The organism is Nostoc sp. NMS2 (assembly GCF_017115105.1).
Taxonomy (GTDB): domain Bacteria; phylum Cyanobacteriota; class Cyanobacteriia; order Cyanobacteriales; family Nostocaceae; genus Nostoc.
Genome location: NZ_JABXKH010000178.1, coordinates 141,590 through 160,711 on the forward strand (window position 1 = coordinate 141,590; position 19,122 = coordinate 160,711).

The window sequence follows — 19,122 nt, forward strand, 5'->3', positions numbered from 1 at the left end:
GTATATTTAATTCTTAACATTTGTAAATTCCTCCGATTTTGACATAGTATTATTTCTCACGAAAGAGTTTATCGGAACACATTTTACCGATAATTGTTAGTACCCCACTGTAAACGTGGCGATCGAGAACCACTAATTGATGTACTTAGTAAGAGCAACGCCCATTGTGGGCAGTCTTTTAACTCAGCATTCTTCATCCACCCCAATCAGGGGAGCCATTGCTCGACTAGGATTTTCCGTATCAAGCGATTGGTGTGACGGCGGTAAAATCGCTTGAGTCATGTTTCCTCCCCTACCTAAAGGTGAGGGTTTTTTACACTTACCACAAGGTTTTATGAGTTTTGCACTCCCCACTTTGACCGTTAGCCAGATGTTTGGGCAAAAAACGATTCGACCGCTTACTGCTGCTACCCTGTGTGGCATTACTTTTATTAAAGATAGACTTATTGCCATTGACAGTATTAAAGGACATCTACTGGAGATTGATCCCACCTCTGACAACAGCAAAATTCTCAATCCCCATCAAGTTAAAGAATTTACCGATGTCACTGGTTTAGCGGTATGGGAAGATTCCCTGTGGGTGAGCCGAGAAAATAGTGTTTACTTGTGCAAGCTGGATGCTTTGGGTCTGGAACATTTTGTAACATTGCCTTATCCGGTTGACGGCGTTGCTGTTTGGGAAACAACAGTTTATGTCAGTTGCCAACGGCTGGGCTACATTCTGGTTTATGACCGCGAAACCCGAAAAGAGATTACCAGATTTTATGCCCCTGGTGTTGGGATAGAGAATTTAGCAGTCAACCAAGAAATGCTATGGATTTGCGATCGCACCGAACAATCAGTTTACGCGATGGACAGGGCAACAGGAGAACTTCAATTTAGTGTCCTGACACCCTTTGAATGTCCTACAGGTATCGCCATCCATAAAAATGGCGAAACAGGCAAAGAAAGTATTTACGTTGCTTACGCCTCAGAGGAGCCTTATATTCGGGACAACCCCAATGCCGATCCGAGTCATGAGCTAACATTCCGCGATCGTACTTTTATTCATCCTCTGTATTATCATTACGATCCAGATAAGCGCTATGCCCTCTCTAATGGCTATCTCATCGAAATGTCTTATGCAGAGGAAATTGCCCCCTTAGACGAGGTTTATTTACCTGATGTAGAATGGCGCATCGCCCTACCATCGGAAACTGAGCGTCAAAAGGTGAAACACGTTGAACCAATTGGTATCCCCTTTACCGAAGAAGTGATAGAAGGGCAACGTGTAGCAGTCTTTAAATTTGATTCTCTTGCACCAGGCGAACGGCATATATTTGGCTGGAAAGCACTTGTGGAAGTTCGAGGAATTAAGTATCGCATCACACCTAGAGATGTTGAAGATATACCTGAACTATCTCCAGAATTACAAACACGCTATCTAGTAGATGACGACGACTTAGCAATGGATACTACCATTGTTCGCCGTGCCGCCAGAGAAGCAATTGGTTCTGAAACCAATGTGCTACGGAAAATGCATAGCATCCGCAACTACGTATACGATCAGTTATCCTACGGTATTAAGCCTTACATTGACACGCCAGATACAGTTTTAGAACGGGGCGTTGGTTCCTGTGGCGAATATGTCGGCGTTTTACTTGCCCTATCCCGTTTAAATGACATCCCCTGCCGCACCGTAGGTAGATACAAATGTCCTCCCCATAGTGACTTACTAGGAGTGCCACTACAACCAGACTTTAATCATGTTTGGCTGGAGTTCTACGTCCCAAATTTTGGCTGGCTGCCAATGGAATCAAATCCTGACGATGTGGGTGAAGGTGGCCCTTATCCGACGCGCTTTTTTATGGGCTTATGCTGGTATCACATTGAAATTGGCAAAGGTATCACCTTTGAAACTGTCACAAGTCAAGGTGCGCGGCTAACCAAAGAAGATATCCCCATCGGTGATTTGGCGATAAATCATATCCGGTTCACAATTCTTAAAGAATTGCCGCCCTTTTGAATTTAGGCATTGGGGAGAGGCGCTAAGAAAGCGAGTAAGGTGTGTTATGCCGTAGGCTAACGCACCTTAATACTCTCTGCTTAACCACTATTTTCGTCTACTTCTAAACTCTTGTTCCTATTCAAATATTCTTCAAAAGTAAAACAGAAGTCCAAATTCCAACTAATCTAGATATAGATTTATTTATGGTTAATTGCACTAGTCTTAACTCCTCACAACCAAAGATAAAAATAGGTGTAGTTTATATCTAGGTTGTCTGGCAGGAGTGAAGAATGAGATCAGTAAAAATACTAGATTTAGAAGTGTTTTTTGAAGATTAAATCAAGATAAATAGGTAAACCAATTAGCTGTTAACTCTTAAACTAGGCAATGGATATGATTGATGCTGCTTAAAATCGGCAAATTCACAGATGGAGTTAAATGGGCAAAAGCGGCAGTGAGAACCAGGATTTGGAGGAAAAATTTTACTGAAATTAGTAGTTTTTTCCTGATATTTTTGCAAATCGTGCTGGTGCTTGTGGGCAATATTAGCTAACTCAAATTTTAAAGATTCTAACTCGTAATTATTGATGCTAATTAACTCTGACTTTTTACATATTTCTAAATTGTAAAATGATGCGACAGCTTCCCGTCCAGGGTAAAGATAACGAGCAGCTACCAAATAAACTAATGCCTGTCGTCGGTCAAAAGCCGACTTACCAGTTTTGAAATCTAAAATATGTAAAGTCCTATCAGACTCAATAAAAACGCAGTCCATAGCTGCATATAAGCGAAAGCAATAATCTTCTTGCTCAACTACTATCGGTTTGGGAAAACCTTCATCACCCGGAGTTAATTGGATAATATCTTTATCCAAAAGCAACGGCGCATCATGATATTTTTGTAAAATTTGCAGCACGCGTTGCTGGACTTGAACGCTTGAGTTGCCTAATTTAAGTAGCTGTGCAACTCTTTCTACACCATCTGCTTGTTTTAACAGATGCCTATGATGATGAAACTCATAAACACCTTTTTGCGCGAGTATGCCAATGCGCTGGGGTGCAGTGGCTTGCGCTAGCAGCGCTTTGACTTGTGGTTCGTGTTGCCGTGCTTTGATAAACCCCCGTCTCATCTGGCAATGCCAGCGTTCTTGCCCAGTCGCTGGGGCAACTAGAGACCAAAGGTGATAACTGGCAAAAGGTCGATCGGGGGTTGACATTGCTCAGAAACAGTGAGAGAAAATACGGTGGGGAGAAGTTTAAGCTAAGGCTTGCTTAGAAAAGAACTTCGGAGGATACTTGCTGCTACACACGCTTTGCGGGAAGCTTTTATAGTACTGATAATGTACGGGAGCAAGTGGCAAGAATGTCTAGCAAGATAAAATTTGGTACCGATGGATGGCGAGGGATTATTGCCGATGACTTTACTTTCCCCAATGTGCGGAAAGTAACGAGGGCAATCGCCACTTACTTAGAAACAGCCTACACAAAAGATAGACCAGTACTTATTGCCTACGATACTCGCTTTTTAGCTGACCAGTTTGCCCAAACTGCGGCCCAAGTACTGGCAGACTTGGGTTGGACTGTGAAAATTACTGATCGGGATTGCCCCACACCAGTAATTGCCTACAACGCCCGTCACCTAAATTCCGCAGGGGCGTTAATGTTTACTGCTAGTCATAATCCAGCACCTTACTGTGGAATTAAATATATACCCGATTATGCTGGGCCTGCCACTCCAGAGATTACTGATACTATTGTGGCAAATATAGAAAGTGCGTCGGATGAGTTGCCTGGGAGCAACCCATCTGGTTCAATTTCAATTTTCGATCCGAAACCTGATTATCTGCAATTTATCTACACCCTACTTGATGTAGAAAAAATCAAAAGCGCTAATTTAAAGGTAAAGTACGATGCTTTGTATTCTACCTCTCGTGGCTATTTAGATGAAGTTTTGCAACATAGTGGCGTTCAATTAGAAAGTTTCCACGATTGGAGGGATGTTCTATTTGGGGGTGGAATGCCAGAACCCAAAGGAGAACAATTAGTTGAGTTAGTGGAAGCAGTAGTCCGAGATCAAGCTGATTTAGGCTTGGCGACGGATGGAGATAGCGATCGCTTTGGTATCGTTGATGAACAAGGAACCGTCCTGACTCCGAATACTGTGCTGTTAGTTCTAGCACGTCATTTAATCAAAAACAAAGGTAAAACAGGCGCTATCGTTCGTACTGTGGCGACAACCCACCTACTAGATAATTTTGCTGCTAAAAACGGGCTGCAAATTTACGAAACAGCAGTTGGTTTTAAATACATCGGCGAAAAAATGCGGGAAACTGCCGTATTAATTGGTGGAGAAGAATCAGGTGGTTTGAGTATTATCGGGCATATCCCCGAAAAAGACGGGGTTTTAGCCGATATGCTGGTGGCAGAAGCGATCGCTTATGAAGGCAAACCTTTGAGTCAGTTGGTTAAGGAAGCGATCGCTGAAGCCGATGGCCCACTTTACAATAACCGCCTAGATTTGCACCTCACAGAGGCGCACAAAATCGCCGTCATCGACTCCTTTACTAAAAATCCACCTACACAGGTAGCCGGAATTAAAGTCAAGGAAGTGGGGCGTAAAGACGGTATTAAGCTCTATTTAGAAGAAGGTAGCTGGGTTTTACTGCGTCCTTCCGGTACAGAACCACTGGTGCGCGTTTACCTAGAAACCAACACTCCCGAAAAACTCACCCAAATTGCCCAAGAGTTAGAGAGTGTGATTGCTAAATTAGAGGGATAAGAGTTAGGAGAGACGCGATTAATCGCGTCTGTACAGGAGTTAGGAGAGACGCGATTAATTGCGTCTGTACAGGAGTTAAGAGTTATAAATTAACAATTCTTAACTTTTAACTTCTCACTCCTAACTTCTTATTCCTAAACTTCAATCAAAGTATGAAAACTCTGGCTCCTTTTTTGACATCTCTAGTTGTAGCGGTTTGGGTAATCGCGATCGCAATTATTTCAGTCCAAAATGCCACACCTGTATCGTTAAAATTCTTAACATTCCAATCGATTCAAATACCAATGGGTTTAGTCCTAGCTTTTAGTGCCGGTTTAGGGTTAATTGGCATGGCACTGTTGCAACCTCTCTGGGGACTTGCTGGTTTTGGGCAGGGTAATTCTCGATTAGAAGACGATGCCGAATTTTTTGTCGATGATGAAGATTTTTGAGGCTTGAATAGCTGTGCAGTATCAAAACATTATTACAATCGAACCAGGAAAACGAGGTGGTAAACCTTGTATTCGAGGAATGCGAATTACTGTATACGATGTTTTATCTTATCTTGCCTCTGGGATGACCTACGAGGAAGTGCTTGATGACTTTCCTTATTTGACACAAGAGGATAGTGACTGTGTGGAATGAAGCGCACTACGCAGCCACTTAATATGCATTGGTGAGTCTTGCAAAAGTCGCTTTTACTTCTTCATCACTGGCAAAGTCTCCAGCATTCGCTTCAGCAATTCCCTTTTGAATTTCCTCAATTTGCCACTGATACATCTCTAGATAAGCGTCTACCGCTTCATTAAGTATGTAGCTGCGATCGCGGTTTATTTGGGATGCGATCGCATCAAGTGCAGCTTTGCGATCGCTATCTATCCGAAACGTAATATTTTCTTTGCTCATTATCTTATGAAAGTCGTATTGCAATATGTTGTATTGTAATATATTGCAAGGCAAGATGGTTATAGTGCAATACGGTTCAGTTAAGGGTAAAAACTAAAAGTTGTGTAGGTTGGGTTGAGGAACGAAACCCAACATTATTAACCATTTGTTGGGTTTCGCTATTGCTCAACCCAACCTACTATTTTTCTTAACTGAACCGTATTGGGTTATAGTGGCGATCGCTATTATCTCAGAGCGCCTGTAAGCCTCACACTGCATAAAAAAAGCCTGCGTTTGCAAGCTTTTTTGAAAAATTTTAGGAGAGCGATCGCACCGTTATAAAATCAAAATGTCCATTCGTGATCTGGATCATCGAGGGCAGCGCGAACAGAAGCTAAATTTGCAAGTTCTTTGAATGGGCAAGATTTAGCTATTTCTGTGATTGAGTTTAAGGTAAGGGCTAGTTGTTCATTATTGCCGGATGCGATCGCATTATCAACGACAGCAAACAAAGCGCGAAAGTTTTCTGCACGTTCATCAAAAGAGCGATCTAGATACGCTATCAGCAATTCTCGCTGGGCGTTAATCTTGGTGATTGTTTCTTTTTCCCAAGCCTCAATTTCTCGTCTCTTTGTCTGTTCCTGTTCGGCAATTATTTTATATTCACTATAAGCTGAAGAAACTGCATCAACACATTGTGTTTTTTCCAAAGCTGCTATCCCACGCCTTTTAGTCTGTTCTTGCTCTCCAATTTGCTTGTAACTGGAAACAATACTTACTAACGATTTTGTAGCATTAACCGCAGTGCATATTGTACCGATACTTGGTAAAACCATTGCTAAATACCTCCCAGAGTTTTGTATTTAGCTTGGATGGTTAAAGTAGAAGGGTTTAACAGTCCTTCATTATCTAAAATAGGAATTTTCATAACTTCTGCAAGTGCTTTAATTAAAAGTGCTACCTCTTGAAATTTGCTAGCATCGCGATCGCGATTAAAAGGTTGGGCTTCAAGCTCTTGAATTGCAGATTTAGCACGGTTGTTTAAATTACACACTAAATTAGCCAGTTCCACTATTCGCCGTTTAACCTGTAATAGAAAATCTTGAGCTGCTTCGATATTGGCAATTTCTATGTTTACCCTAGCTTCATACTCTCGTGCTTTAGTCAAAGCTTCCTCACCCTTACCAGCAAGTTGAAAACCCCCAACCATCAATGCCGGGCCGAGTGTAATACCTCCCAATACAGCACCACCAACTGCCATACTTGTACCACCACCTAACCAAGTTATGGCTCCAGTCCAAGCCGCAGCACCACCAACTTGTGATATGGCGACTTCAGAAGCCCACAATCCAAAGAACCTGGAAACAGTAACAGTACCTACACTCTTTGCTAAGGTAACTGCACCAGAACCTGCTGCTGAGGCTGCAACGGCTGCTGACACACCACCTTTCACCCACTGTTCAGCTTTGATAACTTCTGTTTTGTACTCCTGAATTTGCTGAGTGGAAATGTCTAATCCAGTTAGAATGTCCAGATTGTTTTGGGAAGCTCGCTGACCAATTCTTTCAATAAAAGCTATAAAGTTTGAAATTGTACCCTGTTTAATACGAAGATGCATTTGACCATAGACTTCTGCTGACTGGTTGGTAATTTCCCAGGCTGCTTTTAAGTTTTGCAAGCTACTTTCGTATTTTTGTTGAGCCTGTTCACCAATTTCCTTTGCCTGATTCATATTGCCAATGCCTTTAGCACCTTTTACTGCTCCCAAGGCTCCAGTAGCCAAAGCAGCAGCGCCCAAAATCAGTGGAATCATGAAATACTCCTGATTGTGATTAGTATTTGGTTAGTATTTATCTACGGGTTAAGCATAAAGAAAAGGCATCACCTTATACTTATCTTTCCCGGAGATACTAACTAATTAACATTCAAAAGGTATAAATTTGAGGCTGTGATGAATGCAGTTGTCAATCCTTTTCGTGTTGAGTGCGATCGCACATCACTGTGGAGTACGCAGGCTTCAATTTCCTCTGAAAGCTTAAAATAAATAGTCAGCAGGTCTTTTTGACAGCAGCATAACAGCTATGACCAACCTACTTGAACAAGCGATCGCACGAGTGAAACAGCTTCCTGAAACAGAGCAAGATGCAATTGCTGCGCTCATTCTGGAAGAACTGGAAGACGAAGCTCATTGGGACAAAGTATTTGCAAAGTCTCCCGATGTACTAGCTGAACTTGCAACAGCAGCCTTGGCTGAAGACCAAGCAGGCAAAACCCAAGAGCTAGAGCCAGAAACCTTGTGAAATCCAGAACAACGGCTCAGTTTCGCAACTTATTTGCTAATCTTCCTGAGCAGGTTCAGCAACAGGCACGCGAAGCGTATCAGCAGTTTAAGCAAGATCCCTGGCATCCTAGCCTTCGTTTCAAGCAAGTGCATCCTAGAGAGCCTATATACTCTGCCCGTGTTAGCAAAAATTATCGTGCTGTTGGTGTGCGAAACGAAAGTGGTATTGTGTGGTACTGGATTGGCACTCATGGAGATTACGACAACCTACTGTCCTAGTTCTAGTTGGCTGAGGGCGTATCATCTCATTAAGAAAGGCACTGTCTCACGAAGTAGAATGGACAAGCGATGTCTACGACGGGCTACGCCGGAGCAATTACCCAAAGCTCACACAACAAAAGCTAAGTTTAGCAATTTTGGGTTAGTTGTAGCTTTAGGTAATCAATGAAGTCCAGAATTTCTATATCAGTGAGTTGTAGACGTGATCGCTTGCCATATTTCTGTTGCAAATAATCCCTTCCTTGCTCTGGAGTCCAATTTAATTGGGCTAAATATGTGTCAGTTTTAGCTATAAAAACATCACGTGATTCAACCGCTTTTATATTATCAATTGTTTCTGATTGAGATTGATTTTTATCTGGATTAAAATTGTGGATTTTATTAATTTTTAAACTTACTTTTTGCCCTAAAGCTTGCCAGTCTAATTCCTTATGTCCATCCCAACTAACACCTACAGAGCGATAAGTGACTGGATCGTAAATATTACAAAAAACTACATTACTATTTCCTGGACTAACGGTGATCGTTAGTGGATTACGTAGTTGTTCAGAAGTCAGGGCATCCAAAGACAACAATAAACTTTTAGAAAAGTAAGTATCATTCCCTTATTGGATAATATAAGGTTTGTCTGCTAAGATATACAAATTTATTTTTTCATCTGGGCCAAATGTATTTTCAACTTTTTTATCAACTTCTATCCCTGTTATCACCCCAGTCAAGGCTTTGTCGTAAATTGGGATTTGTCTTTTATCGTCGGATAGCATATACCAGCAGTGATCATTATCTTTTTTGACAAAGATATACTGAGGTCTTGGGACTGCTCCAAATCCTAATTTAACTTCCATATTTTTGATGCAGGTTTTGGTAAATATATTTATTGAGCAACCAGCCTTTACGATTTGTATCGTCAAGCAATGAGTTGCTTTATAGATATAATTCCCTAACCAACAAGCTAATTAACATTAAGGCAGCAAAAATTACAAAATTTGGTGAATCTATGACAAACTTTCTGGATCAACACCTAGCGCATTCAACCTTTCAATTAACATTTTTACTTTTTGTTCTGCTTCCACTCGTCGCTGTTCTTCAAAAGCTGCGCGTTCTTCCGCTTCCCTAATACATTCTTCTGGTGTCAGCAATCTTTGCCCTTCTTCGTCATACCAGTACAGCCATTCCCGCACTATCCCTTGATAAATTCCCCGTTCTCGCCCAATTCCTAAACCAATCTCTGGTAGCCAAACGGGATTTCCTGACATTAAGAGATATTCCCCATCAACTAAGTGATATACCTCTAAAGGTGTCTTTTTCCGCCGAAGGGGACTATATACAACGTAGTACAAAATTCCTAATTCTTTGGCATAAAATTCTTTCTTGATGTTATATTCTTCTCGATATATTTGGGAAACAACTTCTAGTGCTAAAATTGGCAGTTGTTTTTCTTCCCATAGCACATAACTTAGGCGTAAATCCTCATCAACGAAGCGTTTAACTCCCAAGCTGAGAAACCCATCAGGGACAATGGCTGGTTTTTCTGGGTGACAATAAATACCCATATCAACACCAAAGAACCAATCCCAGCGATCGCACCAAACCAAAGCTAGGATCGTTTTCAGTAAGCCCGGAATTAAATTTTGGAGTTCATTATCCACAGGGGTATCGTTAGAGTCGGGTAACTCTTCGGAAGATGGCAAACAATGGAGCGGATTGTAGTTCAACATGAGCGGTTTTGCCAAATCTGATTCTAGATAGATTGTAGGTAATCTATTGATGTGCGATCGCATAGCAAAAATGAAAAACCATTTTTAGCCATTGCCTTATGTCTCTCTTCTCAGTATTTAAGTACTTAGAAGTGTAAAATCTTTACATCAGATTCGTAGTTTTTCGGTATTGATTACCAGAGTGTCTAACTGACAATAGCAAAAAAGGGTGGAATATTGTTCAACTTTCGTTCCTCAACCCAACCTACGAAGTCTTGGATTATCTCTAAGCAATGTACATAAAAAAGGGCAGGTAGAAAACCCGCCCTCAAGTAATCAATATTTAAACTAAACTAGCGATCGCAACTAATTAGCAATTTTCGGCGCACTCAAAGAAACCTTTAGCGTTTCTTCTTTTTGCTGTGCTAATGTCGGCACGGAATCACGCAATCTTTCTGTCAATTGTACAGTTGTAGCGTCGTACATCTGAGTCAGCAATTTTGGATAGAAACCAATACCAATAATTGGAATTAACAAACACGCAATAATAAATACTTCACGGGGTTCAGCATCTATCAAAGCTTGGTGAGAAACTAATTCCTTGTTTTCTTCTCCGTAGAAAATTTCTCGCAACATTGACAACAGATAAATTGGAGTTAAAATCACTCCAACTGCCATCAAAAACACCACAATGACTTTGAAGGTAGAGCTATAAGCATCGCTAGTAGCAAAGCCCACAAACACCATTAATTCTGCCACAAAACCGCTCATCCCTGGCAATGCCAAAGAAGCCATTGAACAGGTGGTGAACATGGCGAAAATCTTCGGCATTCTCTTCGCGACACCGCCCATTTCATCTAACATTAGGGTGTGGGTGCGATCGTAAGTTGCACCAACCAGGAAGAACAAACTTGCCCCAATTAACCCGTGGGAAACCATTTGCAATACTGCCCCACTCAATCCCAAATCGGTGAAGGAGGCAATCCCAATCATCACAAAGCCCATGTGGGAAATTGAGGAGTAGGCAATTTTTCGCTTCAGGTTGCGCTGGGCAAAGGATGTTAAAGCAGCGTAGATGATATTAACTACCCCCAAAACTACCAATACTGGCGCAAAATAAGCATGGGCATCGGGGAGCATTTGGGCATTCATCCGAATTAAGGCGTAACCGCCCATTTTCAGCAGAATACCTGCTAATAACATATGTACAGGGGCTGTCGCTTCACCGTGGGCATCAGGTAGCCAAGTATGCAACGGAATAATCGGCAACTTGACGGCGTAGGCAATCAGGAAGCCAGCATAGAGGGCAAGTTGAAAATTCAGGGCGAAATCTTTGAGGGCGATCGCTCTCATGTCGAATGTCACCGTATCGCCGTAAAATCCCATTGTCAGGGCAGACAGCAAAATAAACAGCGAACCACCAGCTGTGTATAAAATGAATTTGGTCGCTGCATACTGCCGCCTTTTGCCTCCCCAAATCGACAGCAGAAAGTATATCGGTACTAGTTCCAGTTCCCACACCAGGAAAAATAACAGCATATCCTGGACGGCGAACACGGCAATCTGACCGCCATACATCGCCAAAATCAAGAAGTAAAATAGCTTGGGCTTGAAGGTGACAGGCCAAGCTGCTAAAATCGCTAGCGTGGTAATGAATCCAGTCAAAATAATTAGGGGCATGGACAAGCCATCAGCCCCTACTGACCAATTCAAACCCAATTGTGGTACCCAGGGGTAACTTTCCACTAACTGCAAATCTGGATTGGAGAAATCATACCCAGTATAAAAAGCATAAACAATTAGTGCAAAATCTATCAGCCCCACGATCAGGGAGTACCAGCGCACTGTTTTGCCTTCTTTATCAGGAATGACGGGAAGAAGTAGCGACGCGGCTATCGGAAACAGAATAATCGTCGTCAGCCACGGAAAATTAGCTATATTCATCACAATTCGTCTGCTATCAAAATCATGTTTGGCAAAAAGTCACTAGTTATTAAGTAACAGCTTTTTGGGGATTTCGTCTTCCTCGTTAGGTTGATTTAATTAAATTGGCAATCCCCCATTTTTCTCTTGGGAGTCTCTTTTGACACTTGGGAGTGGGGAATGTGGGTTAGCATACTCCCAAGTGTCAAAAATTTACCCTAAAAAGCCGCTCAAATTATAGTTTAGTGGTGCGATCGCGTAGTCCAAGCCATCCCTAAAAATACAAGATGCTGTTTGATGGTTGTTGAAAAAAGCGATTTGGTACAAAAAATCATCACAGGAGAACTAACCATAATGATAATCGCACAAATTGCAAGTCAGATTCGTTATGTCACCAACGAAAATGGAGAAACAACAGATGTACTCGTCCCTGTAGAACTTTGGCAACAGCTTATAAGTTCCATAAATTCTGATAACGTCAGTGGTTTAGCTTGGATTGATGAACAAGAGCCAAAAGCACAAATGTTAGCCGATCTGCAAGAGTCCCTGCGACAAGCAGCAGCTAGACAAACTTTCCCAGTTTCAGAACTTTGGGACAATATCGAAGCCTAGATTTATGGCAGAAGTTCGTTCGTTTTACACCTTGCTTCAAACGCCGTCTCAAAACTCTGACTAAACAATATCTGTACCATCAGCTTCATCAATGGTAACAGAGAAGCAAATAAGAACACTAAGCTGCATATCTAATAATCTCCAATTCCGCTCCATTATTAATAGCTGACTCTGCTTTTTCTAAAACCTGTTCGGTAACTGCGTCACTTAAATAATATTCACCACAGTTATTACAAATTTCTGCTGGAACTTTTTTTAAGACAATAATACATTCGTCTCTTTCTAATGTCACAGTTACTAAACCTGGTTTAGTTTCTCCATGCTGACAAATTACGCATTTCATCATCTTCGTATCCTAGTTTTAAAACCATCTAACCAAATATTAGCATCAGGAATATAAGCTGTTACTACATATCCTGTATCTGTAGCTTCATCGTAAGAAAATACAATATGAATCGGCTTACCTTCTATAAAATCCAATATTAGATAACTGGGGTAGGGTGTATCATCAGGATTTTCTTCTATCACTTCTCCATAAGAAATCGCAGTTTTTACTTCTTTTTGAATGATGCGACGATAAAACATTTGTTGGATAGCATGACGGGAGAAAACTAAATTTTGACAATACATGAATTATTTTTTTTAATTGTAATTAGTGATAAATTTATTATTTTGCTCAATGCTGGGCTTCTATTGCCCGCGATCGCATATCATTTATCTACTGTGTAGTCTGTATCCCATAGCAATAACTTCATGCCTTTCTCCGATTTCACTAATCCTTACCAAAATCCAGCTAACATACCACAGAACTATCGCCAGCATATAAATCTACTGAAGTTATTTAAAGCTGATGTAAAAGAAGACTTGAATATTTAATTGCTGACTATCAGCCAAAGGAGCCTAATTTAGGCTCCTAAGAAACAAGACAGAGGAAGATGATTTTCCTTGTTTATTCCATTCATAGGGGTGACGCACCGCCCGTCGGACAATTTCAAAGGTCGGCTCTAAGGTAGTGTTAGCCAGCTTCATTACTAAGCATCTTATATAATATGTTTTGCAAGTTGCTCTTTGATTTCTCTATGTCTGGGAACAGCTTGAGAAATTTTTGTTACTGAATTCTGATACCAATCATGTTTGCCACCATGACGAACGAAGATACAACCCATTTCTTCAAGCTTACTGATTAAATCTCTTCGTTTCATGAAATTTCAAGTTCTGCAACTCTACGAATATTTTGGATATTTCCACTTGTTAATTCACTGTAAATATCGAGTAGATTTTCTCTTAGCTCCTCTTCAGTTTCACCCTGAGTCCAATAGTCAGGATATTCTTCGAGATAACCTAACCACATATCATCATCTTGCCAGTAAATGTATTTCTTTTTAATCATTTGCTTATTCGCTGCCTTTTTCTGAACTACAAGGTTTTTGAGTACTCAAAAAGACTGTATATTAAATCACTGAACTATCAGCCAAAAAAAAGAGTCTAAATTAGACTCTAAAAAAAATTAGGGGCAGACACCCGCCCACCCCGATTAAAATCAGGTAACACCAAAGACAATCACTAAGCCCAAAACTGCCCCAAACACAATCAAGGCATAGAATTGAGCGCGACCGTTTTCTAGGTACTTCAGACCTTCACCGCTAACAAGGGTGAAAAAGCCTGTGAGGTTAACAGCACCATCGACAACGCGGAAGTCAACTTCCATAACTTGTCTAGCTAGGCGACGCAAGCCAAGGACAAAAACCCGATGGTAAATGTCATCAAAGTACCACTTGTTGAGGGATAACTCGTAAAGTGGTTTGATTTGAGCAGCGATCGCACCTGGATCAATTTTACGGCGCAAATACATCAGCGAAGCCAGGGTAATCGCAATTAAAGAAATTCCGACTGAAGCACCCGCCATGATGTAGAATTCCGTCGGATTGAACTCGGCAGCCTTTTCTATAACTTCAGAGAGGGTTTCGCTAGGAGGAAAGATAAACTCTTCAAAATAATTGGCGTAGGGAGTTCCCACCAAACCAATCAAAATCGAAGGCACAGCTAACAGTGCCAACGGCAGGGTCATTGTCCACGGCGATTCGTGGGGGGAGTCGCTGTGATGCCCGTGGGAGTCATGGGAATCATGATGCTCACTAGTTGCCGCCAATTCTCCTTTCTTCATTGCCCCAGGCCCAAAATTCGGGACTGGTTCTGCTGACTCTAATTCCAGGACAATTGTGGCCGCAGCCTTCTTGAGTTTTTGCTTGATTTTCTCGTCATTACCCCGGAATTTGCCTTCAAATGTCATGAAATACATTCTAAACATATAGAAAGCAGTAATCCCGGCAGTTAGCCAGCCAATCAACCAGAGAAGTGGATTAGCCTCAAAAGCTTTCCCTAGAATTTCATCTTTTGACCAGAAGCCAGCAAAGGGCGGAATACCAGAAATTGCCAAGCAACCAATCAAAAAGGTAATTGATGTGACGGGCATATACTTTCGCAATCCGCCCATCAGCCGCATATCTTGCGCTAAGGCAGGATCGTGACCGACAACACCTTCCATACCGTGAATTACTGAACCTGAACCCAAGAACAGCATCGCCTTGAAATAGGCGTGGGTCATTAGGTGGAATAGTCCGGCACTGTAGGAACCTATGCCCATTGCCATCACCATGTAACCAAGTTGGGAAATGGTGGAATAAGCCAAGCCTTTTTTGATGTCGTTTTGGGTAATAGCAATGCTTGCCCCCAAAAACGCCGTAAACACCCCAGTAAAGGCAATGACGTTCATTGCAACTGGGACGTGTTCAAATACTGGGTACATCCGAGCAATTAGGAAAACACCCGCCGCCACCATTGTTGCCGCGTGAATCAAGGCAGAAATGGGGGTGGGGCCTTCCATTGCATCTGGTAGCCAGACATGGAGGGGGAATTGGGCTGATTTCGCCACTGGGCCTAAGAAAACTAAAATCGCCAACAGGACAGCGAGAAAATTGCTGATAGAACCTGATTGCACGAGTTGGGCGAGGCGATCGCCCATGATATTAAAATCAAAGCTTCCTGTTGCCCAGAACAGCCCCAAAATGCCGAGTAATAGACCAAAGTCACCGACGCGGTTAGTCACAAACGCTTTTTGAGCGGCATCTGCTGCTGACTTGCGATTGTACCAAAAGCCGACCAGCAAGTAAGAACACATCCCCACCAGTTCCCAGAATATATAAATCTGTACTAGGTTGGGGCTGATCACCAGACCTAACATTGAGGAGCCAAACAAACTGAGATAGGCGTAAAACCTCACGTAACCGGGATCGTGAGCCATGTAGCCATCGGTGTAAACCATGACTAAGCAGGCTACCGTTGTGACAATCACCAGCATTAAGGCTGTCAGGTGGTCAATAGTGTAGCCCATGCTCAGGTGAAAATTGCCTGCTGCTGCCCACTCAAAGGTGCGGATATAAGGCGCGTGTCCTTGAATTTGACTCCATAGCAAGGCAAACGACAGCACCATAGCTGCTGCCATCATGGAGATAATCACCACAGCGTTAAGCTGCCGGAGGCGGTTTGTCACCTGATTCAACGAGATTAACCCTAGACCGACCAGCATTGCCCCAAAAAGAGGAAACACCGGAATCAGCCAGGCATACTGATAGATTACTTCCATCACTGACGCCTACTTTTAGAATTCTTGATTTAGCGTGTCGAAACTGTTAATAATTGTGACACACGCCCTTTAGGATAAAATAACCCACCCAAGACTGATTGGGTGGGGTGTTAAGCATGGTTTTAGATTTGGTCAATTGTCATTGGTCATTTGTCAATTGTCATTGGTCATTTGTCATTAGACCTATGCCTCATGCCCTATGCCCAATATCCATCAGGCTGACCGATACTCTAAATCCACTGTTTTTGGACTCTTGTAGATTTTCGGGTAACTGCTGTAGCTGGCTTTAATCTCTTCTAAGGCTAGACGTAAATCTTCTCTGCCGCGAAAGCATTCCAAGCGATGGCGAACAGTCCCATTTTCAATCAATAGTAAAGTTGGCAGTGACTTTAGCTTATAAGTAGTAGACAATTTAAAATTTTGATCGGCGTTAACCCCAACTAATTTAATTTCGTCCCCACATTGGGCTTGAAATTGTAACAACAGTGGATGGATAATCCGACACAAGCCACACCAAGGTGCTTCAAAGTTAACTAAAACAGGAATAGGAGATTCTAAAACTTCTTGAGTAAATGTCCGTTCACTAACCGACAACACCATGACGCCTCTTGGATTATAAGGTTTTTATATCAAACTACCTATCAGTACTGAAGTGAAGGATTGGTAAGTCAATAACTGCCGATAGATGCTTTCAGGAACCAAATCTCAGGACACAGAATAATTGAGCAAAAATTCAGCGTGTTGATGTGTCTCTGACAAAAAAGCCAGTGGGACTCTCACGGTGGCTTTTTTAAATGTTAGACTCCTGATTGCTGTGGCCGCCTGGAATTTGACTGAATCTGCCACTGACTCCCAAGCAAAGACAACGGGCCTTCAACTACCAATATAAAATCTTAAGCTGACTGAACGCACCCCCACTGATAGATGTTTGAATTGATCCTACATTGATTCGGGGCAATTGATAAGTGGAAATTTTAATCTATTTGGGATTTTCTGCTGACACTGGGGATCGCTTAGATTTCCCATTTTATCTTACTAGTTGCTTCCATCAACAGAGGGTGCGACCACCAAAGCAAAGCTATAAAAATGGCAACTCCTAAATAGGCAGGGCTGAGAAATTCCTGCCATAAGATAGATTGACGACCGTCGATAATTGCTTTAAACGGAATAATTGAAGTTCGTTGTTTGGCAATTTCAAAGGCTTCCCCATAGCGATCGCTCAAACGGCGATCGCCATGCCAAACCCCAAACAAGTGATGTAACACCAATCCGATGGAAGTCACAAGGGTAAAGCTAGTACCCAGCCACAGAGTATGAGCAACACACCAGATTATTTGTCCCACCATCTGGGGATGACGGGTAATCCGAATAATTCCTGTTTCGTAGAGATGAACTTGGGGCTTTTGAATAGCAGCAATTTCTAGTAGATTGAAGGTAGCAGGATATAAAAACAAAAACGAAATCGCTGACAATAACCAAACAAATTCTCTTACTCCTGGCACTCCTTGTACCTGCCAAAGTTGCAAACCATCATAGCGGTGTCCAAAAAAGTAAATAATTAAGATCACAGCCAAAGGTAGACTGACTAATGCAAAAAAAATGCGATAAAGCCTTGGGCCAATATATTTTTCTGCCCAAGGACGCAAAGCAGCGCCTCCACTGTGAGCGATCGCAAAAACTATTTGTAACCCCAGTATGACAAAATGACTGGGTGTCAACCAAGAGATCAGCAGCATAATAGACGGGTGAAGTAATTTAAAGAAAATTGAATTCAGTACAACCAATACCACAAAGTATTCCAAAGGAGACTTTAGTCAAGATGTTGTGCTACTGTCCTTTTCGAGTCAAGTCTTCAAGTTTAATATGCAACAAATTATGCGCGGCTGATTGCTGCCAAACAATATTTGTTGTGTGCATCCGCTCCTTTCAATGTTTGTGGGTTGAGCCTTATGTCTGACCTTCCTTTCACTTTAGATCAGTTACGGATTTTAAAAGCGATCGCCCAAGAAGGAAGCTTCAAGCGTGCCGCCGATAGTCTTTATGTCTCCCAGCCTGCCGTCAGCTTGCAAGTCCAAAATCTCGAACGGCAACTAGATGTTCCTTTATTCGATCGTGGAGGACGACGCGCCCAATTAACTGAAGCAGGACATCTACTCCTAAATTACGGTGAAAAGATCCTCAGTCTGTGTCAGGAAACCTGCCGCGCCATCGAGGATTTACAAAATCTTCAAGGCGGTACGTTAATTGTCGGTGCTTCTCAAACCACCGGCACTTATCTTTTGCCCAGAATGATCGGGATGTTCCGACAAAAATATCCAGATGTGGCAGTGCAATTACACGTCCACTCTACCCGGCGGACTGCTTGGAGTGTCGCTAACGGACAAGTTGATCTGGCAATAATCGGCGGTGAAATTCCTGGTGAACTGTCAGAATCTTTGGAAGTTATTTCTTACGCAGAAGATGAACTAGCGCTGATTCTACCTGTATTTCACCCCTTTGCCAAACTTGAAACAATCCAAAAAGAAGACCTATATAAATTACAATTCATTGCCCTAGATTCCCAATCGACCATCCGCAAAGTGATTGACCAAGTGCTAGGACGTTGTGAAATTGATACCAGACGTTTTAAGGTTGAAATGGAACTAAATTCCATTGAAGCAATTAAGAATGCCGTGCAATCTGGTTTAGGGGCTGCTTTTGTTTCAACAAGTGCGATCGCTAAAGAGTTACAAATGGGTGTTCTGCACCGTACTCCTATTGAAGGGGTAGTCGTCAAACGGACGCTGTGGTTGATTTTTAATCCCAATCGCTATAGATCCAAGGCCGCAGAAGCCTTTAGTCAAGAAATTTTGCCCCAGTTTGCTAACCCTGGATGGAGTCAAGATGTGTTAAAATTGACACAAAAAAACATCGTGGTAACTACATTGGATATAGCAATGCCCGCCGCCTCCGGCGAAGACTAAAATCTGGTAACACAATTTTGGATTTTAAATTTAAGATTTTGGATTGATCCCATAGGAAAAGTGGAGCTTGAGATCATGAAATTATTTGATTCATC

At 42.1% G+C, this 19,122-nt stretch carries 22 protein-coding genes and 1 pseudogene; 9 read left to right on the top strand and 14 right to left on the bottom strand.

Annotated elements, in window-relative coordinates; genetic code table 11:
• Positions 1-334 precede the first annotated feature (334 nt).
• Positions 335-2,005, top strand: a complete 1,671-nt coding sequence (locus tag HWQ36_RS33600) for a transglutaminase family protein (protein ID WP_292711296.1) — start codon at positions 335-337, stop codon at positions 2,003-2,005.
• Positions 2,006-2,348: 343 nt separating this feature from the next.
• On the opposite strand, the gene HWQ36_RS33605 is transcribed toward HWQ36_RS33600, so the two are convergent.
• Positions 2,349-3,203 carry a PD-(D/E)XK nuclease family protein gene (locus HWQ36_RS33605; protein ID WP_292711299.1) on the bottom strand — a complete coding sequence of 285 codons (855 nt, stop codon included), beginning with the start codon at positions 3,201-3,203 and terminating at the stop codon, positions 2,349-2,351.
• 146 nt (positions 3,204-3,349) lie between these two features.
• Between HWQ36_RS33605 and HWQ36_RS33610 the strand changes: the two genes are divergently transcribed.
• The 3 genes from HWQ36_RS33610 to HWQ36_RS33620 all read left to right on the top strand — a co-directional run bounded on the left by HWQ36_RS33610 (position 3,350) and on the right by HWQ36_RS33620 (position 5,389).
• The gene (locus HWQ36_RS33610) at positions 3,350-4,765 is read left to right on the top strand and encodes a phosphoglucomutase/phosphomannomutase family protein (RefSeq protein ID WP_292711302.1); all 1,416 of its coding nucleotides are present in this window, start codon (positions 3,350-3,352) and stop codon (positions 4,763-4,765) included.
• A gap of 152 nt (positions 4,766-4,917) precedes the next feature.
• Positions 4,918-5,196 carry a LapA family protein gene (locus HWQ36_RS33615; protein WP_292711305.1) on the top strand — a complete coding sequence of 93 codons (279 nt, stop codon included), beginning with the start codon at positions 4,918-4,920 and terminating at the stop codon, positions 5,194-5,196.
• A 13-nt stretch (positions 5,197-5,209) separates the two neighbouring features.
• Positions 5,210-5,389 carry a DUF433 domain-containing protein gene (locus HWQ36_RS33620; protein WP_292711308.1) on the top strand — a complete coding sequence of 60 codons (180 nt, stop codon included), beginning with the start codon at positions 5,210-5,212 and terminating at the stop codon, positions 5,387-5,389.
• 18 nt (positions 5,390-5,407) lie between these two features.
• Here the strand turns inward: HWQ36_RS33620 and HWQ36_RS33625 are convergent, their stop codons facing one another.
• The 3 genes from HWQ36_RS33625 to HWQ36_RS33635 form a co-directional block, all read right to left on the bottom strand.
• Positions 5,408-5,650, bottom strand: a complete 243-nt coding sequence (locus HWQ36_RS33625) for a CopG family transcriptional regulator (protein ID WP_292711309.1) — start codon at positions 5,648-5,650, stop codon at positions 5,408-5,410.
• Between the two features lie 323 nt (positions 5,651-5,973).
• Positions 5,974-6,465 (bottom strand): hypothetical protein, encoded by a 492-nt coding sequence (locus HWQ36_RS33630; protein WP_292711311.1) that lies wholly within the window; start codon positions 6,463-6,465, stop codon positions 5,974-5,976.
• Between the two features lie 2 nt (positions 6,466-6,467).
• Entirely contained in the window at positions 6,468-7,442 is a 975-nt protein-coding gene (locus HWQ36_RS33635; RefSeq protein WP_292711312.1) for a hypothetical protein, read from the bottom strand.
• 268 nt (positions 7,443-7,710) lie between these two features.
• Here HWQ36_RS33635 and HWQ36_RS33640 point away from each other — a divergent pair, with 268 nt between their 5' ends.
• Entirely contained in the window at positions 7,711-7,929 is a 219-nt protein-coding gene (locus tag HWQ36_RS33640; RefSeq protein WP_292711315.1) for a hypothetical protein, read from the top strand.
• On the top strand, positions 7,926-8,189 hold the full coding sequence (locus HWQ36_RS33645; RefSeq protein ID WP_292711317.1) for a hypothetical protein: 264 nt from the start codon (positions 7,926-7,928) through the stop codon (positions 8,187-8,189). Before HWQ36_RS33640 ends, HWQ36_RS33645 begins: the two co-directional genes overlap by 4 nt.
• A 128-nt stretch (positions 8,190-8,317) precedes the next feature.
• Here HWQ36_RS33645 and HWQ36_RS33650 read toward each other — a convergent pair.
• The 3 genes and pseudogenes from HWQ36_RS33650 to HWQ36_RS33660 all read right to left on the bottom strand — a co-directional run bounded on the left by HWQ36_RS33650 (position 8,318) and on the right by HWQ36_RS33660 (position 11,830).
• Positions 8,318-9,034, bottom strand: a pseudogene (locus tag HWQ36_RS33650) (hypothetical protein).
• 150 nt (positions 9,035-9,184) lie between these two features.
• Positions 9,185-9,907 (bottom strand): Uma2 family endonuclease, encoded by a 723-nt coding sequence (locus tag HWQ36_RS33655; RefSeq protein WP_292711319.1) that lies wholly within the window; start codon positions 9,905-9,907, stop codon positions 9,185-9,187.
• A 345-nt stretch (positions 9,908-10,252) separates the two neighbouring features.
• Positions 10,253-11,830: an NAD(P)H-quinone oxidoreductase subunit 4 gene (locus HWQ36_RS33660; RefSeq protein ID WP_292711321.1), complete on the bottom strand. Its 1,578-nt coding sequence runs from the start codon at positions 11,828-11,830 to the stop codon at positions 10,253-10,255.
• 276 nt (positions 11,831-12,106) lie between these two features.
• On the opposite strand from HWQ36_RS33660, the gene HWQ36_RS33665 reads away from it, so the two are divergent.
• Complete coding sequence (locus tag HWQ36_RS33665; protein WP_292711323.1) at positions 12,107-12,421, top strand: hypothetical protein; 315 nt, start codon at positions 12,107-12,109, stop codon at positions 12,419-12,421.
• 118 nt (positions 12,422-12,539) lie between these two features.
• On the opposite strand, the gene HWQ36_RS33670 is transcribed toward HWQ36_RS33665, so the two are convergent.
• A complete protein-coding gene (locus tag HWQ36_RS33670; RefSeq protein WP_292711325.1) occupies positions 12,540-12,767 on the bottom strand; it encodes a type II toxin-antitoxin system MqsA family antitoxin in 228 nt (75 codons plus the stop codon).
• Positions 12,764-13,051, bottom strand: a complete 288-nt coding sequence (locus HWQ36_RS33675) for a DUF4258 domain-containing protein (protein WP_292711327.1) — start codon at positions 13,049-13,051, stop codon at positions 12,764-12,766. The genes HWQ36_RS33670 and HWQ36_RS33675 overlap by 4 nt, the downstream gene beginning before the upstream one ends.
• A gap of 123 nt (positions 13,052-13,174) precedes the next feature.
• Between HWQ36_RS33675 and HWQ36_RS33680 the strand changes: the two genes are divergently transcribed.
• Positions 13,175-13,297: a hypothetical protein gene (locus HWQ36_RS33680; RefSeq protein WP_292711330.1), complete on the top strand. Its 123-nt coding sequence runs from the start codon at positions 13,175-13,177 to the stop codon at positions 13,295-13,297.
• Between the two features lie 164 nt (positions 13,298-13,461).
• Here HWQ36_RS33680 and HWQ36_RS33685 read toward each other — a convergent pair whose 3' ends face one another.
• From HWQ36_RS33685 to HWQ36_RS33705, 5 genes are all read right to left on the bottom strand, one after another.
• Positions 13,462-13,623 (bottom strand): type II toxin-antitoxin system HicA family toxin, encoded by a 162-nt coding sequence (locus tag HWQ36_RS33685; protein WP_292711332.1) that lies wholly within the window; start codon positions 13,621-13,623, stop codon positions 13,462-13,464.
• On the bottom strand, positions 13,620-13,811 hold the full coding sequence (locus HWQ36_RS33690) for a hypothetical protein (RefSeq protein WP_292711335.1): 192 nt from the start codon (positions 13,809-13,811) through the stop codon (positions 13,620-13,622). Before HWQ36_RS33690 ends, HWQ36_RS33685 begins: the two co-directional genes overlap by 4 nt.
• A gap of 150 nt (positions 13,812-13,961) precedes the next feature.
• On the bottom strand, positions 13,962-16,064 hold the full coding sequence (locus HWQ36_RS33695; protein WP_292711337.1) for an NAD(P)H-quinone oxidoreductase subunit 5: 2,103 nt from the start codon (positions 16,062-16,064) through the stop codon (positions 13,962-13,964).
• Between the two features lie 213 nt (positions 16,065-16,277).
• Complete coding sequence (locus tag HWQ36_RS33700; RefSeq protein WP_292711341.1) at positions 16,278-16,664, bottom strand: thioredoxin domain-containing protein; 387 nt, start codon at positions 16,662-16,664, stop codon at positions 16,278-16,280.
• Between the two features lie 413 nt (positions 16,665-17,077).
• On the bottom strand, positions 17,078-17,800 hold the full coding sequence (locus tag HWQ36_RS33705; protein ID WP_292711345.1) for an NnrU family protein: 723 nt from the start codon (positions 17,798-17,800) through the stop codon (positions 17,078-17,080).
• A 213-nt stretch (positions 17,801-18,013) separates the two neighbouring features.
• On the opposite strand from HWQ36_RS33705, the gene HWQ36_RS33710 reads away from it, so the two are divergent.
• Positions 18,014-19,027 (top strand): LysR family transcriptional regulator, encoded by a 1,014-nt coding sequence (locus HWQ36_RS33710; protein ID WP_292711348.1) that lies wholly within the window; start codon positions 18,014-18,016, stop codon positions 19,025-19,027.
• Positions 19,028-19,122: the final 95 nt, after the last annotated feature.

Excerpts from the sequence above, each read along its gene's own strand:
- HWQ36_RS33660 (WP_292711321.1), bottom strand. The coding sequence starts at position 11,830 with ATGAATATAGCTAATTTTCCGTGGCTGACGACGATTATTCTGTTTCCG.
- HWQ36_RS33700 (WP_292711341.1), bottom strand. The coding sequence starts at position 16,664 with ATGGTGTTGTCGGTTAGTGAACGGACATTTACTCAAGAAGTTTTAGAA.
- HWQ36_RS33695 (WP_292711337.1), bottom strand. The coding sequence starts at position 16,064 with ATGGAAGTAATCTATCAGTATGCCTGGCTGATTCCGGTGTTTCCTCTT.
- HWQ36_RS33675 (WP_292711327.1), bottom strand. The coding sequence starts at position 13,051 with ATGTATTGTCAAAATTTAGTTTTCTCCCGTCATGCTATCCAACAAATG.
- HWQ36_RS33640 (WP_292711315.1), top strand. The coding sequence starts at position 7,711 with ATGACCAACCTACTTGAACAAGCGATCGCACGAGTGAAACAGCTTCCT.
- HWQ36_RS33670 (WP_292711325.1), bottom strand. The coding sequence starts at position 12,767 with ATGATGAAATGCGTAATTTGTCAGCATGGAGAAACTAAACCAGGTTTA.
- HWQ36_RS33615 (WP_292711305.1), top strand. The coding sequence starts at position 4,918 with ATGAAAACTCTGGCTCCTTTTTTGACATCTCTAGTTGTAGCGGTTTGG.
- HWQ36_RS33705 (WP_292711345.1), bottom strand. The coding sequence starts at position 17,800 with ATGCTGCTGATCTCTTGGTTGACACCCAGTCATTTTGTCATACTGGGG.
- HWQ36_RS33635 (WP_292711312.1), bottom strand. The coding sequence starts at position 7,442 with ATGATTCCACTGATTTTGGGCGCTGCTGCTTTGGCTACTGGAGCCTTG.
- HWQ36_RS33625 (WP_292711309.1), bottom strand. The coding sequence starts at position 5,650 with ATGAGCAAAGAAAATATTACGTTTCGGATAGATAGCGATCGCAAAGCT.
- HWQ36_RS33610 (WP_292711302.1), top strand. The coding sequence starts at position 3,350 with ATGTCTAGCAAGATAAAATTTGGTACCGATGGATGGCGAGGGATTATT.
- HWQ36_RS33655 (WP_292711319.1), bottom strand. The coding sequence starts at position 9,907 with ATGTTGAACTACAATCCGCTCCATTGTTTGCCATCTTCCGAAGAGTTA.
- HWQ36_RS33710 (WP_292711348.1), top strand. The coding sequence starts at position 18,014 with ATGTCTGACCTTCCTTTCACTTTAGATCAGTTACGGATTTTAAAAGCG.
- HWQ36_RS33685 (WP_292711332.1), bottom strand. The coding sequence starts at position 13,623 with ATGAAACGAAGAGATTTAATCAGTAAGCTTGAAGAAATGGGTTGTATC.
- HWQ36_RS33630 (WP_292711311.1), bottom strand. The coding sequence starts at position 6,465 with ATGGTTTTACCAAGTATCGGTACAATATGCACTGCGGTTAATGCTACA.
- HWQ36_RS33680 (WP_292711330.1), top strand. The coding sequence starts at position 13,175 with ATGCCTTTCTCCGATTTCACTAATCCTTACCAAAATCCAGCTAACATA.
- HWQ36_RS33665 (WP_292711323.1), top strand. The coding sequence starts at position 12,107 with ATGGTTGTTGAAAAAAGCGATTTGGTACAAAAAATCATCACAGGAGAA.
- HWQ36_RS33605 (WP_292711299.1), bottom strand. The coding sequence starts at position 3,203 with ATGTCAACCCCCGATCGACCTTTTGCCAGTTATCACCTTTGGTCTCTA.
- HWQ36_RS33690 (WP_292711335.1), bottom strand. The coding sequence starts at position 13,811 with ATGATTAAAAAGAAATACATTTACTGGCAAGATGATGATATGTGGTTA.
- HWQ36_RS33600 (WP_292711296.1), top strand. The coding sequence starts at position 335 with ATGAGTTTTGCACTCCCCACTTTGACCGTTAGCCAGATGTTTGGGCAA.